This window comes from Clostridium sardiniense (assembly GCF_050584765.1).
Classification (GTDB): Bacteria; Bacillota; Clostridia; order Clostridiales; family Clostridiaceae; genus Clostridium; species Clostridium sardiniense_A.
On sequence record NZ_JBNOOR010000001.1, the window covers coordinates 1,758,327 to 1,774,048 of the forward strand.

Annotated in this window: 9 protein-coding genes; all 9 read right to left on the reverse strand. The window is 30.6% G+C overall.

Going from position 1 to position 15,722, the window contains the following annotated elements:
- Window positions 1–72: 72 nt before the first annotated feature.
- Complete coding sequence (locus ACQPUW_RS08715) at window positions 73–834, reverse strand: response regulator transcription factor (protein ID WP_430837051.1); 762 nt, start codon at window positions 832–834, stop codon at window positions 73–75.
- A 22-nt stretch (window positions 835–856) separates the two neighbouring features.
- The gene (locus tag ACQPUW_RS08720) at window positions 857–2,095 is read right to left on the reverse strand and encodes a sensor histidine kinase (protein WP_430833245.1); all 1,239 of its coding nucleotides are present in this window, start codon (window positions 2,093–2,095) and stop codon (window positions 857–859) included.
- A gap of 277 nt (window positions 2,096–2,372) precedes the next feature.
- Window positions 2,373–5,885 (reverse strand): pyruvate:ferredoxin (flavodoxin) oxidoreductase, encoded by a 3,513-nt coding sequence (nifJ, locus tag ACQPUW_RS08725; protein WP_430833246.1) that lies wholly within the window; start codon window positions 5,883–5,885, stop codon window positions 2,373–2,375.
- A 327-nt stretch (window positions 5,886–6,212) separates the two neighbouring features.
- Window positions 6,213–7,292 (reverse strand): undecaprenyldiphospho-muramoylpentapeptide beta-N-acetylglucosaminyltransferase, encoded by a 1,080-nt coding sequence (locus ACQPUW_RS08730; protein ID WP_430837052.1) that lies wholly within the window; start codon window positions 7,290–7,292, stop codon window positions 6,213–6,215.
- 92 nt (window positions 7,293–7,384) lie between these two features.
- Window positions 7,385–9,151: a single-stranded-DNA-specific exonuclease RecJ gene (recJ, locus tag ACQPUW_RS08735; protein ID WP_430837053.1), complete on the reverse strand. Its 1,767-nt coding sequence runs from the start codon at window positions 9,149–9,151 to the stop codon at window positions 7,385–7,387.
- 17 nt (window positions 9,152–9,168) lie between these two features.
- Window positions 9,169–9,717, reverse strand: a complete 549-nt coding sequence (locus ACQPUW_RS08740) for a DJ-1 family glyoxalase III (RefSeq protein WP_430837054.1) — start codon at window positions 9,715–9,717, stop codon at window positions 9,169–9,171.
- Window positions 9,718–9,733: 16 nt separating this feature from the next.
- Window positions 9,734–12,643 (reverse strand): DNA topoisomerase IV subunit A, encoded by a 2,910-nt coding sequence (locus ACQPUW_RS08745; protein ID WP_430837055.1) that lies wholly within the window; start codon window positions 12,641–12,643, stop codon window positions 9,734–9,736.
- Between the two features lie 23 nt (window positions 12,644–12,666).
- Window positions 12,667–14,616 (reverse strand): DNA gyrase/topoisomerase IV subunit B, encoded by a 1,950-nt coding sequence (locus ACQPUW_RS08750; RefSeq protein ID WP_430837056.1) that lies wholly within the window; start codon window positions 14,614–14,616, stop codon window positions 12,667–12,669.
- A gap of 13 nt (window positions 14,617–14,629) precedes the next feature.
- Complete coding sequence (gene mnmH, locus ACQPUW_RS08755; RefSeq protein WP_430837057.1) at window positions 14,630–15,664, reverse strand: tRNA 2-selenouridine(34) synthase MnmH; 1,035 nt, start codon at window positions 15,662–15,664, stop codon at window positions 14,630–14,632.
- Window positions 15,665–15,722 lie beyond the last annotated feature (58 nt).

Genomic DNA, 15,722 nt, shown 5'->3' on the forward strand with positions numbered 1-15,722 from the left:
AATATTTTATCATAAAAAAATATCCCCTAAGTAAAAAATTATCATAATCTTTTACTTAGGGGATGCTATGTATTATGTATTCATTTCCCTATACTTTTTGGGAGTAACTCCTTGGATCTTTTTAAATACTCTTATAAAATAACCACAGTCTTCAAATCCTAGGTCTATTGATAAGTTTAAAATTGGCATATCAGTAGTTTCTAGTATTTTTTTTGCATAATCTATCTTTTTATTATTTATGTATGTTGTATAATTAACTCCAATTTCTTTTTTAAATAATTTACTAAAATAACATGGACTTAAATTACATATTGATGCTATCATATCTAAACTAATATTTTCTTTAAAGTTTTTATCAATGTAATCTATTGCATTTTCAATAGGTCTATTAATATCACTCACTTCTTCACTAATTATACATTTATTATCAGTATATTTTTCCACTTCTTTTTCATCTTCGTTAATTTTAAAATTAACAATTATGTTGCTAAGAGTATTTATTAATTCTTTTGGCCTAACTGGTTTCAAAATATAATCATTAACCCCTAGTACCAAAGCTTTTCTAACTAAATCAAAATCATCATGGGCAGTTATCATAATTATAATTTTATCTGGACTATTACCTTTAATTATTTCTGCCGCTTTACAACCATCAAGTCCTGGCATTTTTATATCCATTATCACTAAGTCAGGGTTATATTTTTTATCAAATTCTATAGCTTCTCTTCCATTACATGCTTCAGCTACTATTTCAGCACCTTTTAAATCACTAAGTATAACTTTTAAAGCTTTTCTCTCTAAAACCTCATCATCTACAATCATTATCTTAAACATATCTACACTCCTAAGCTACTTTTTATTTTGCAAAGGTAATTTTAACTAAAGTTCCTTCTCTCATTTTACTTTCTATTTCTATTTTATAATCATCTCCATAATAATGAGCCATTCTTTTATTAACATTATTTATTCCTATTTTATCCAAATCATTGCCATATTTATATTTTAGCTCTTCCCTTATCTCATTTAATTTATCCCTTGTTATTCCAGTACCATTATCTTTTATAAATAAACTTAAACTATCATTTGTTTCCTCAGAGAATATTTCTATTTTCCCACCTTCTTCTTTTGTCTCTAGCCCATGAACTATAGCATTTTCAACAAAAGTTTGTATACTCATAAAAGGTATTTTTTGCTCTTTAACTTCATCACTAATATTAATACTATAATCTAATCTATCACCAAATCTTACTTTTTGTAAATTTAAATATGATTCTATATATTCTAATTCTTCTTCTAAATGAAGTATTTTATCTACTTTTTTCAAGGTATATCTAAGCATATTAGATAAATCATATATAACTTCTTGAGTTTTAGGCGCTTCTTCAATTATAGCAAGAGAAGATATACTGTTTAATACATTAAATAAAAAATGAGGATTTATCTGAGATTGTAACGCTTTTAGTCTACAAGCTTCATACTCTTTCTCGAGCTCTGCCTTCTCTTTTTTAGCTTCAATAAATTTAACATTTTTTTCATTTAATTCTTTTTGAGCTATTTTAAGTACTGCTTCTTCTACTATATAATTACTTATATGGAACATCATATTGGCTATAGATTTTATTCTATCAAATTCAACTATTGGAAGCTTACTATATGATTCTAATAATTTTTCTCTTTCTTCTTCAGCTACATCAGAAAATATATGTTTTCTAGTTACTATATCTTCAAGATCAATATTTTCGTTCTCACTTGTTAATACTTGACCAGCCATTACTGATCCTAAATATTGTCCATTTACAATTATAGGTGTTGCAAAATCAATCAACCCTTTATGACACCTATAAATATATGGTTTTTCTAATCTAGCTGCCTCAAGTCCACCTCTTGAATCACATTTTTCACATAGTTCTGAATATTTACTATTTGCTCTCATAAGATTACAAAAATCACTGCATCTACTATGTTTAGTTGCTGGTTTGCCTTTATAATCAACAGTTATAATAGAAATTCCAGTTGCTTCAGCAATATCATCTTGTATTTTTTGAAATACTTCTATATCTATTACATCATTTAAATATAAAATTCTCCTAGGCATATTAGCCTCCTTATTTTATAGATTTCGATAAAAAAATCATTTTCAACTAAATATGCTTTATATTACTCTTATTTAGTTATCTAACTTTAATTATACTTTGTAACCTATATAAAATTCAACTAAATTCGACATAAAACGAATACAGCTACTAATAATATTAAAATTATACATCTATTTTTTATAAAATTAATTAAATTTGTAAAATAAATCTATTAATATATTAAAATAAAAAGCCCAGATGAGAATATTCTCATCTGAGCTTCATAAAAGATGACTATTATTTTCCAGCTAATTTCTTGTAGCCTTCTAATCTTTCCATAGCATCTGTATAAGTCTTTTCAAATAAAGCTTCTGCAGCTTCTGGGAATGCCTTAGCAAGTGAAGCATATCTAACTTCTCCCATTAAGAATTCCTTGAAGTCAGCTGTTGGTTCTTTTGAATCTAGAGTGAATGGATTCTTACCAGTTCCTTTTAGTTCTGGATTGAATCTGTACATTCCCCAGTATCCACAATCAACTGCTCTCTTAGCTTCTAATTGGCTGTTACCCATACCTAATCTTATTCCGTGGTTAATACATGGAGCATAACCAATGATTAATGATGGACCTGGGTAAGCTTCAGCTTCAGCTATAGCTTTAAGAGTTTGGTTCTTATCTGCACCCATTGAAATTTGAGCAACATATACGTATCCGTAGCTCATTGCTATCATTCCAAGGTCTTTCTTCTTAGTCTTCTTACCTGATGCAGCAAACTTAGCGATTGCAGCAGTTGGTGTAGATTTTGATGATTGACCACCAGTGTTTGAGTAAACTTCTGTATCAAATACAAATATGTTTACATCTTCTCCTGATGCTAATACGTGATCTACTCCACCGAATCCGATATCGTATGACCATCCGTCTCCACCGAAGATCCATTGTGATGGTTTGATTAAGAAGTCTTTTTCTTCTAAGATTGCTTTTGCAAATTCGTTGTCTAAACCTTCTAAAGCAGCTATTACTCTATCTGCTCTATCTCTAGTTCCAGCACCAACTTCTACATTTGCAACCCAATCCTTAAGTGCTTCTTTAGCTTCTCCTTCTTCTAATGAAGTGATAGCTTCGTTAGCCTTATCAACTAATCTTTCTCTTATAGCTTTTGCTCCTAAGAACATACCTAATCCGAATTCAGCATTGTCTTCGAATAATGAGTTAGCCCAAGCAGGTCCGTATCCCTTATGATTAGTTGTGTATGGAGTTGAAGGAGCTGATCCTCCCCAGATTGATGAACATCCAGTAGCATTAGCTATCATCATTCTATCTCCGAATAATTGTGTTACAAGTTTAGCGTAAGCTGTTTCTCCACAACCTGCACAAGCTCCTGAGAACTCGAATAATGGTTGCTCGAATTGGCTACCCTTAACTGTATTTTTATTCATTGGGTTTTTCTTTGGTGAAACTTCATTAATTGCATAATCCCAGTTATTTACTTCAACTTCTTGAGTATGAGCTGGCTTCATAACTAAAGCTTTTCCTGGAGCTGGACAAACTTGTGCACAGTTTCCACATCCAGTACAGTCAAGTGGTGAAATTGCCATAGTATAGTTCATAGGCTCTTCAGTCTTTAATGCTCTAGCAGCAACGAATTTTAATTCTTCTGGAGCATTCTTGCTTTCTTCTTCTGTTAATAAGAATGGTCTAATAACAGCATGTGGACATACATATGAACATTGGTTACATTGGATACATTTATCCTTATCCCATTCTGGTACGTTTATAGCGATACCTCTCTTTTCAAATGCAGCAGTACCTTGTTCGAAAGTACCATCTTCCATTCCATCAAATGCTGATACAGGAAGTTCGAATCCTTCTTGTCTGTTCATTGGATCAACAATCTTCTTAACAAACTCTGGTCTTTGTCTTCCTTCTTCTTTAACTTCATCTTTAGCATTCTTCCAGTCAGCTGGTACTGTAATTTCTACTATTGATTCGATTCCCTTATCGATAGCAGCATTGTTCATATCAACAACTTTTTGACCCTTCTTACCGTATGAAGTTACAACAGCTTCTTTTAAGTATTTAACAGCGTCTTCTACAGGGATAATGTTAGCTAACTTGAAGAAAGCTGATTGCATTATCATGTTGATTCTTCCGCCTAATCCGATTTCTTGTGCTATCTTAACAGCATTTAAAGTATAGAACTTAATGTTGTTTTCAGCGATGTATCTCTTGTATGAAGCTGGTAAATGAGCTTCTACTTCTTCTGGGCTCCAGATAGTATTTAATAAGAATGTTCCATTCTTCTTTAATCCTTCTAAAACATTGTATTTGTATACATATGATTGGTTGTGACAAGCTACGAAATCAGCCTTGTTTATTAAGTAAGGTGATTTAATTGCTTTCTTACCAAATCTTAAGTGTGATACAGTTATACCACCAGATTTCTTTGAGTCGTATGAGAAATATCCTTGAGCATACATATCTGTATGGTCTCCGATGATTTTGATAGCACTCTTGTTAGCACCAACAGTACCGTCTGATCCTAGTCCCCAGAACTTACATGCTGTAGTTCCTTCTGGAGTAGCATCTATATCTTCATGTACTTCTAATGAAGTATTAGTTACATCATCAACTATAGCTATAGTGAATCCGTTCTTTGGTTCGTCTTTTGCTAAGTTTTCGTATACTGCAGCAATGTGACCTGGATTTGGATCCTTTGAACCTAATCCATATCTACCACCTACGATAACTGGAGCATTTTCTTCTCCGTAGAATGCACTCATAACATCTAAGTATAATGGTTCTCCGTTACATCCTGGTTCTTTAGTCTTATCTAAAACAGCTATCTTCTTAACTGTAGCTGGTATAGCTTTCTTTAATCTTGCAACGTCAAATGGTCTGTAAAGTCTTACTTTAACAACCCCAACTTTTTGTCCGTTTGCATTTAAGTAATCAATTGTTTCTTCACATACATCTGTACATGATCCCATAGCAACGATGATTCTATCTGCATCTTTTGCACCATAGTAATCGAAACAGTGATATTCTCTTCCAGTTAATTTAGTCATTTCAGCCATGTATCCTTCAACGATGTCTGGTACAGCGTTGTAGAATTTGTTAACAGCTTCTCTTTCTTGGAAGTAGATATCTGGGTTTTGAGCAGTACCTCTAGTTACAGGATGATTTGGGTGTAATGCTCTGTTTCTGTAAGCTTGTAAAGCTTCCATATCTACTAATGGTTTTAATTCTTCATGTTCAATAACTTCAATTTTTTGTACTTCATGTGAAGTTCTGAATCCATCGAAGAAGTTACAGAATGGAATTCTTGATTTGATAGCTGCTAAATGAGCTACAGCTGATAAATCCATTACTTCTTGTACTGATCCTTCAGCAAGCATTGCAAAACCAGTTTGTCTTGCAGCCATAACGTCTTGGTGATCTCCGAAGATGTTTAATGCTGAAGTAGCTAGTGCTCTAGCTGATACGTGGAATACTCCTGGAAGTAATTCCCCTGAAATTTTATACATGTTAGGAATCATTAATAATAATCCTTGTGATGCAGTGTAAGTAGTTGTTAATGCACCAGCTTGTAATGATCCATGGACTGCTCCAGCAGCTCCACCTTCTGATTGCATTTCCATTACCTTAACAGGTTGACCGAATATATTTTTCTTTCCTTGTGCTACCCACTCATCAACATGTTCTGCCATTGGTGATGATGGTGTTATAGGATAGATAGCTGCAACTTCTGTAAATGCGTAAGATATGTGAGCAGCAGCAGTATTACCATCCATAGTTTTCATTTTTCTCATCGCGTGACCCCTCTTTCTAATTATAAAAATTAAAAAATTAAGTTTTAATATTTATTATTGAGTAAAAGCCAATACTTGACCTTTACGACTGTATATAAAATAAAATTATATATCAGTAAACAACGTAAAATATAATTTTATTCAATATCATGACTATTGTATAATTATTAAAATAGTGTTTATAATAATTAAACTTTCTTAAAACAAATTTATTTGTCATTAAGAAAAAACCGTCTCTTTTATTATATAACACTATTTTAATTTTGCAAGCTTATGAATATATTTATAAATTAAAACTTTAACAATCCCAAGAATACCACAAACTTACTACTTTTTCCTTCTAACGCTACTTTTTATCACATTTATGATCTCTTTTACACCATCATTCATTTTACTTTCATTCATATTCTTAATAAGTTCTTGTTTACTTTCTTTTAACATTTTTATCCCTTTTAAAATCCCTTCTTTTTGAAGCTCCTCTTCTTCCATTACAAGTGAAAACCCTTCTTTTTTAAATGAGTTTGCATTTAAGATTTGATCTCCTCTACTTGCATTTTTTGAAAGTGGAATTAATAAAGTCGGCTTTTTTAATGCAAGGAATTCAAAAATTGAGTTTGCCCCAGCTCTTGAAATTATATAATCAGCTGTATGCATAAAATGTGTAAGTTCTTCACTTACATACTCAAATTGCTTGTATCCATCTACATTTTGTAAATTACTATCAAGATTACCTTTACCGCATATATGAATAATATTGTTATCTTTCAGAATATTATATATATTCTCTCTTATGGCATCATTTATAACTTTTGACCCCAAACTTCCTCCCATAATAAGAATTGTATCTTTATTATCTTTAAAACCACAAATCTCTTTGCCTTTAAGTTTTGATCCTGTTAGAATTTCCTTTCTAATTGGACTTCCAGTTAACACTCCCTTATTGTTTTTAACAAATTGTAAACTTTCCCTAAAAGTAACGCATAATTTATCACAGAAAGGTGATGCTAACTTATTGGCAAGGCCTGGTGTAATGTCTGACTCATGTGCAATTACTGGTATCTTCTTCATTGAGGCTGCTATAACAACAGGAACTGTTACAAATCCACCTTTTGAGAATATAACATCTGGTTTTTCTTTAGCTAAAATTTTTCTTGCTTCATGAACTCCCTTTAATACCTTAAAAGGATCAGTAAAATTCTTTATATCAAAATATCTTCTAAGTTTACCTGATGAAATTCCATAGTATGGTATATTATTGTTTGTTATTATTTCTTTTTCTATTCCATCTCTGCTTCCTATATATTTTATTTCAAAGCCTTCTTCTATTAATGATGGTACTAATGCTAAATTTGGAGTAACATGCCCAGCTGTTCCCCCTCCAGTCATTATTATTTTATATTTACTCAAAAAATATCCTCTCCTTAATACATGATATTTAATTTTTCATTGTCTATATTTTATAATATATAATTTATTTAAAAGTACAATATATTTTATACTTATAATCTAAAACTTTTTAGTGATAATTGTATGTTTTGTTTTCCATTGAATTCATTTATCTCTGGATAATATAATATATCCATTTTAAAATTACAGTAACCTGTATCTTGTAATCTTAAAAATTCATCTTCCCCATATTTTTCTTCAAATAACTCTTTAAAATAATCATATTTATTGAAATTAACGCCATCAATTGTCTTACCATTATTCATTTTAATTTTAAATCGTAAAAAATTCTTTTCTTTTCCCATGAAGATAACTCTATTTACTAAAACATCTTTAACTGCAAGCATCGGACTTCCATTCCCTTTCCCAAAAGGGCGCATTCCATTTAATTTATCTACTAAATCAAAATCAATATACTCAAGTGGCAGTGGTGCATCTATAATAACTTTTCTTATTATATCTTCTTCAGTTAGTGTACACTTTTCATTTAACGCTTTTCTTAACATAGGTATTTTTTCTTCTTCTACTGATAATCCTGCAGCCATTGGATGTCCACCAAACTTATATATAAATTCCTTACATTTAGATAGCTCCTCGAACATATTATACTCTTCTATAGATCTTCCTGATCCCTTTGGCATCTCGCTTCCTTTAGTCATAACAATTGCAGGTAAATTATACTTTTCTCTTATTCTTCCTGCAACTATCCCTGCTATACTTTCATGAATACTATCCTCATAAACAAGAATAACTTTCTCATCATCTCTTAGAGTATTTTCTACCTTCTCTATTACCTTTTCAGTACTTTCCATAGTTAATTCTTGTCTTTTTTCATTAAGATCATTTAACTTAATTGCAAGTTCTTTAGCTTTCTCATCATCTTCCGTAATTAAAAGCTCTACAGATATATCTGCAATTTCTAGTCTTCCAGTAGCATTAATACACGGTCCTATAACAAAACCAAAATGATATTCTGATATTTCCTTATCATTTAACTTTTTTACCTTTATTAATTCTTTAAGACCTTTTTTATTTGTATTATTTATAAGTTCTAAACCTTTTTTTACTATTATTCTATTTTCATCTAAAAGATCTACAACATCACAAACTGTTGCAATAGCTGCATACTCTAATAGTTCAAAACTTTCTTCAAGATCAACATTTAATTCTCTATATAAGCCTTGAATAAACTTAAATGCTACTCCTGCACCACAAAGATTTTTAAAAGGATAATTACAATCTTCCCTTTTAGGATTAATAACTGCATCTCCCTTAGGCATCATTTTTATTTTAACGCCATCTTCTTCAACGAAAGGAATATCATGGTGATCAGTTATAACTACTGAAAGCCCTATCTCCTTAGCATATTCAACTTCATTAAAAGCTGATATACCATTATCACAAGTTAATAAAACTTCAGCACCTTCATCTTTTAATATCTTTATTCTTTCCGCATTCATACCATATCCTTCACTCTCTCTATTTGGAATATGATATTCGAAATTGGCATTTAGTCTTTTAAGACCTTTATATAAAATTGCAGTACTACAAACTCCATCACAGTCATAGTCCCCATATATTACTATCTTCTTCCCCTTTTCAATGGCATCTTTTATAATAGCGACTCCTTTATCTAAGTCCTTTAGTAAAAAGCTATCATACATATCCTCTACTGTACCATTTAGAAAAAGAGAAGCAGACTCTTTTCGAGAGATTCCTCTGTTTGCTAATAACCTTAATATAAGACTATTTTCACTCATATCCTTAGATAAGCTTTGGAACTCTTCTCTCTTATTTCTTACAAGCCACTTCTCTTTCATTTATTTCACCCTTCTAATTACTTTATTAACATTTCATATAACATCCCACGTCTAATTTCTTCTTCTTTAGGCGAGTTTAATTCTTTAAGTAATGTATATGAAAATTCTAAAGCAGTTGCTGGACCTCTACTTGTTATTATATTGTTACTTACTACAACTAAATCTTCTTTATAATTAGCTCCCATTATATCATCTTCAAAGCCTGGATAAGATGTTACATCTTCTCCATTTATTATTCCTGCTTTAGATAATACAATTGGTGCTGCGCATATAGCTGCAACCTTTTTATTATTTTTAATACAATCTTGTATTAACTTTATAACTCTCTTATCATCTCTTAAGTTTGTAGCCCCTGGCATTCCTCCTGGAAGTACTACCATATCAACTTCCTCTATGTCATCTATTAGAATATCTGCACAAACTTTTATATTATGGGCTCCTATAACTTCTATATTATTAATTGAAACCATATCACAATGTATATCTGCTCTTCTTAAAACATCAACAACAGTTAGTGCTTCAATTTCTTCAAATCCATCTGCTAATAAAACAGCTACTTTTTTCATAAAATCTCACTCCTTTTTAATTATATTGAACTGAATCTACTTCATCATCTAAAGTAATCATCATTATATCAGTTCCTCTTCCAGCTCTATTTTGAAGCTTTATATCCGTAACTTTAACTTCTTGAACATTTTTCTTTGATGATGTTAATGTAAATACTCTATCTTGTTCTGAAGTTATTGCTATTTCATCATTATCATTTCTTGATATATACTTTCCATAGATAACTTCATCATTTTCTTTTAAGCTTATTCCTGTAACACCTGATGCTACTTTTCCCATAGTATTTAAGTTTGTGCTTAAGAAACGTATACCCATTCCTTTTTTAGTTACTATAACTATTTCTCCATTACTTGCATTATTTATCTCTATTGAGACAACTATATCATCTTCAAATTTCAACTTATAATATTGAGTTAAAGTAAATTCATTGCTAAATTCGCTTAAAATAGTTTTCTTAATTAACCCACTTTTAGTCATTGAATACACAGCTAAATTTTCAGAATATGTTTTTAAAGATACTATTTTAATGATTTTTTCATCTTTCATTAATCCATCGATAATATCACTTATTTTAATTTCATTATTTACTGCACATTCTAATAAGAATGATTTAACCTTAATTACATTACCTTTGTTAGTAAATAACAACATATCACTCGCATTATCAGTATAAGTTTTTAAATTATCATTTTTACTAACTCTTGAAAATGCTTTTAATGTATTTTTATTTGTTACCCCTATAGCAAATTCCTTATATTCTAATGAATCTATATATTCACAAGATATCACCGTATCTCTTGAAGTGATATTAAATAGAGATGTTCCCATTATATTTCTTGGAGTATCTTGGATTTCTGGTAACTCTAGATTAAATTCTAATCCTAATTTAGTCTTAACTTTTAAGAAATCTTTCTTTTCATCTTCATTTAATAATATTATATTTATTACTTCTTCATTTTCTTTTAGCTTTATTGCCTGAAGTCTACTATATGATGTTTTAAATTTATCTAAAGAACTTCTCTTTATAATTCCCTTATTTGTAATAAATTGAAGATATTTATTAGGATGTAATGTCGTCTGTGATATAACTTCAACTATCTTCTCTTCATCTAAGTTTAATGTTTTTATTAGTGTATCTATTCTTTCACCTTTATCTTTCCATTTACCTTCTGGAATGTTTATTCCTTTTAATTGGTACATGTTCCCTTTATCAGTGAATATTAAAACATTATCTCTAGTGTTTGACTCAAATAAGAATTTAAGCTCATCACCTTCTCTATATTCTATAGCCTCAACATCTTGGTTTGATCTAACATAATTTTTAGTTGGTATTCTTTTTATAAATCCATCATTAGATAATGTAACCATAACATCTTCTATTACAATAAGCTCTTCTACATCAATCTTAGCTTCACTATCATCTTCTATTATGTTAGTTCTTCTAGGATTCTTAAATTTCTCAGTTACTTCTTCTAATTCTTTTTTTATTACTTTTAAAAGTTCCTTCTCTTCTGATAAAATTTTCTTAAGCTTTTTTATTTCTTTCTTAAGTTCGTCATATTCTTTTTGGAATACTTTAATTTCAAGTCCTGTTAACCTATAAAGCATAAGCTCCAAAATTGCTCCTGCTTGGATTTCTGTAAATCCAAAGTTATTAATCAAGTTCTCCGATGCATCTTTCTTGGATTTTGAAGCTCTAATAGTCTTAATCACTTCATCCATAATATCTATTGCTTTTATAAAGCCTTCTACAATATGGAATCTCTTTTCCGCAATTTCAAGTTCTCTTTTTGTTCTTCTTGTAACTATATCTTTTTGGTGGTTTACATAATGATGTATTATAGTCTTTAATCCCATTGTTAATGGCTTTCCGTCTGCAAGAGCAACCATATTAAAACTTATGTTACACTGTAGATCTGTCTTTTTAAATAAATACTTTAATACTTTATCTACATCACTTTCACTTAAAGCTTTTTTAAACTCAATAACAGCTCTTACACCATTTCTATCTGACTCATCTCTTATATCAGTTATACCTTCTAAAACTTTAGCATGTTTCTTATCTGCTGTCATTTCTGATATTGTTTGAAGAATCTTCGATTTATTTCTTCTATACGGAAATTCTGTAATTACAATGCCTAGTCTTCCATTTTCTAATGTTTCTATACAAGTTTTAGCTCTACATGTAACCTTTCCTTCTCCAGTTTCATATGCAGATTTTAATGAATTTTTCCCAATTAAAACTCCACCTGTTGGAAGATCTGGCCCTTTTATATACTCCATCAAACCCTCTGTAGTTATTTCCGGATTATCAATGTATGCTAAAACCCCATCTGTTACTTCTCCTAAATTATGAGGAGGTATATTAGTTGCAAGTCCAACCGCTATACCAAATGTTCCATTTACTAAAAGATTTGGATATCTACTTGGAAGCACCGTAGGCTCCATTTCACTATCTGAATAGTTAGGCACCATATCAACAGTATCTTTATCAATATCTCTTATCATCTCCATAGCAATTGGTGCAAGTCTAGCTTCTGTATATCTCATAGCAGCTGCACCATCCCCATCCATTGATCCCCAGTTTCCATGTCCATCTATAAGCGGTTCTCTAGTTGAAAAGTTTTGAGCTAGAATAACCATAGCGTCATATACTGATGAATCTCCATGTGGATGGAATTTACCAAGTATATCCCCAACTATTCTAGCTGACTTATAATAAGGTCTATCTGGGAAAGCCTTTAAAAGGTATGCCCCGTAAAGTATTCTTCTATGAACTGGTTTAAGTCCATCTCTAACATCTGGAAGTGCTCTATCTTTTGCTACCTCTATTGCATAAGGAAGGTAGTTATCTGGCATTGCTTCCTCAAGTGGAACTCTTATTATGTTTCTATCCACTGGTATATTACTAACTTTCTTAGCCATATCATTACTCCATTTCTATCTATTTAAAATTCTCCGTATTTATACATATATTTTCTTCTTGGTTCTACTATATCTCCCATTAGAAGTGATACCATCTTTTCAGCTTTTGCAGCATCATCTATTGTAACTTGAATCAAGGTTCTACTTTCTGGATTAAGGGTAGTATCCCAAAGTTGATCTGGATTCATTTCTCCAAGACCTTTATATCTTTGAATTAATGCACCTTTTCCAATTTTCTTCTTAACTTCTTCAAGCTCATCATCAGTATAGGCATATTCACTTACTTCTTTTCCTTTAACCTTTTTATACACTTTATAAAGAGGAGGTTGTGCAAGATATAAATGCCCATTTGCTATAAGTGGTCTCATATATCTATAAATATAAGTCATCCATAGTGTTCTAATATGATATCCATCAACATCAGCATCACTCATTATTATTATTTTATTATACTTTAAATTATCTTCACTATAGTTATCTAAAGTTCCTGTACCTATTGCTGTATTAAATATTTTTAGTTCTTCTGAAGCTAGTACATTTTCAAGCTTTTGTTTTTCAGTATTCATTATCTTACCCTTTGAAGGCATTATACTTTGGAACCTTCTATCTCTAGCCTGCTTAACTGAACCTCCAGCTGAATCCCCTTCGACAACAATAAATTCATTATATTGTTTGTCTCTTCCAGTGCAAACTGCAACTTTACCAGCAAGTGGTGCAGTTCCTTTACCAATTTTCTTCTTTTCAGCCTCATTTATTTTTTTAATCTTCTCTCTTCTTTGTGCGGCTGAAAGAGCATTATTTATAAGCCTACTTGCTAATTCTTTATTATCTTCTATCCATTCACCAAGTTTAGTGTATGCCAGTTCATTCATCATAGTGTACGCTTCGTTATTACCAAGCTTAGTCTTTGTTTGTCCCTCAAAGACTGGATTTGAAATTTTAATTCTTACGATTGCAGTCATACCTTCTCTTAAATCGTCTCCTTCAAATTCCTTATCCTTTTCTTTTACAAGCCCAAGCTTTCTAGCCCACTCTTTAAAAGCTCTTGTCATCCCAGTTTTAAATCCTGTTTCATGAGTTCCAGCTTCAGTTGTAGGAATGTTATTTACATAACTTGCTATATTATCAGTAGTTGAGTCTGTAAATTGAATACACACTTCTCCTGACATAGCTATCCCTCCTATTTCTTTATCTCCTTCAAATAAAATAGGATCTTTGTGAAGTGGCGTCTTACTTTCATTTAAATATTCTATAAAATCTAAAAGTCCTCTTTCTGAATAATACTCTTTTTTAATTTCTTCATCTTTTCTATCATCAATAAATTCAAGTTTCATTCCTTTATTTTGGAATGCTAATTCTTGAAGTCTTTCATCTATAATATCAAATTTAAAATCAGTAGTTGAAAAAATCTCTTTATCAGGTAAAAATGTTACCTTGGTTCCAGTATCCTTCGATTTTCCAACTATCTCTAGTTGTGTTACAGGTGTTCCTGGCATATCTTTTTTAAGTTCTTTATCATAAGCATATTCAAACCTTTGTCTATACTTATTTCCATTTTGATGAACTTCAACCTCTACCCATTTTGAAAGAGCATTTACTACTGCTGCTCCAACACCATGTAATCCACCTGATGTTTTATAGTTTTTATTATCAAACTTACCACCAGTATGAAGTTCTGTATATACCATTTCCACCCCACTTTTTTTCTTAATAGGATGAATACCTGTTGGTATACCTCTTCCATCATCAATTATAGTTACACTTTTATCTTTATTTAAAATAACAGTAGCTTTACTACCATATCCATTTGAAATCTCATCTATTGAATTATCAAGTATTTCCCAAACACAATGGTGTAGTCCCTTGCTTCCAGTAGAACCAATGTACATACCTGGTCTAATCCTCACCGGTTCTAATTTTTCTAAGGATGTTAAATCCGTAACATCATATGATACATTACTTTCTTTTACCATTTTCTCCTCCACCTTAAGTATTTTTATTATAAATATCTATTAATCTATTTATTGTTTCATTTCTATCTTTATTTACTATTGTCTCATAAAAATCTTTTATCTTAAAACTATTAGAATATAAAGGATCATAATACTTTAGCATAAGTTCTTCACATACAGTTTTATAATCACCTTGTTTAAGAAGCTTTTTATACTCTTCCACCCTTTTATCATTTAAGTATTTTTTTAAGTTATCTAAACAACCTATAAGTTCTTTAACACTATCATTGCCCTTTATGTATTCTTTTATTAATATTTCACTTCTATTTTCAATAGAATCTTCAATATAAACCTTAGTTCCTTTCTCCATTGAACTCCATATAGATTCAGGAATTATTATGTTACCGATTCTTTTGCTTTCACCTTCAACAAAAACTAAATTGCTTTTTCTATTTTTAAGTGCTTCAAAAATTTCAGTCTCAAACATTTTTTGAGTATTAGATTTTCCAAGAGATATACTACCTAAAAAAGAACCTCTATGATTTGCAGCACCCTCTAAATCTAGTATATCAAAACCTTTTTCTTTTAAAGTCTTTAAATATTCAGTCTTTCCCACACCAGTCTTTCCATGTAAGACTATATATTTAACTTCTTTATTTACCCTCTCAAAATTATCATTTATATACTTTCTATATCCTTTATATCCACCTCTTAATTTATATACTTTTATTCCTAAAGAATATAAAAGAGAATATATACTACCACTTCGCATACCGCCTCTTGAACAGAAGAGTACTATTTTTTTCTCACCATTATTATACATGTTTTGTATATCATTAAAAATCTGTGGAAGTCTCTCCGATATAAATTCAATCCCTTTAGTCCTAGCAGCCTCTACACTTTCTCTAACATAAAGTGTTCCTACTATATCTCTTTCATCATCCAAGAGTACAGGTATATTAATTGCACCTTTTATTGTAGCTTCTTTATATTCTTTTGGACTTCTAACATCAATTAAAATACATTCTTTATCATCTACTATATCTTTATAATCTATTATATTAAACATACTAAGGACCCCTATACAATTTATTAACCATTCTATTCTATCATACTTTTACAAAATA

Bases quoted from the DNA above. Each gene is read 5' to 3' on its own strand.
- ACQPUW_RS08745 (WP_430837055.1), bottom strand. From the start codon at position 12,643: ATGGCTAAGAAAGTTAGTAATATACCAGTGGATAGAAACATAATAAGA.
- ACQPUW_RS08750 (WP_430837056.1), bottom strand. From the start codon at position 14,616: ATGGTAAAAGAAAGTAATGTATCATATGATGTTACGGATTTAACATCC.
- ACQPUW_RS08740 (WP_430837054.1), bottom strand. From the start codon at position 9,717: ATGAAAAAAGTAGCTGTTTTATTAGCAGATGGATTTGAAGAAATTGAA.
- ACQPUW_RS08715 (WP_430837051.1), bottom strand. From the start codon at position 834: ATGTTTAAGATAATGATTGTAGATGATGAGGTTTTAGAGAGAAAAGCT.
- recJ (WP_430837053.1), bottom strand. From the start codon at position 9,151: ATGAAAGAGAAGTGGCTTGTAAGAAATAAGAGAGAAGAGTTCCAAAGC.
- ACQPUW_RS08720 (WP_430833245.1), bottom strand. From the start codon at position 2,095: ATGCCTAGGAGAATTTTATATTTAAATGATGTAATAGATATAGAAGTA.
- nifJ (WP_430833246.1), bottom strand. From the start codon at position 5,885: ATGAGAAAAATGAAAACTATGGATGGTAATACTGCTGCTGCTCACATA.
- mnmH (WP_430837057.1), bottom strand. From the start codon at position 15,664: ATGTTTAATATAATAGATTATAAAGATATAGTAGATGATAAAGAATGT.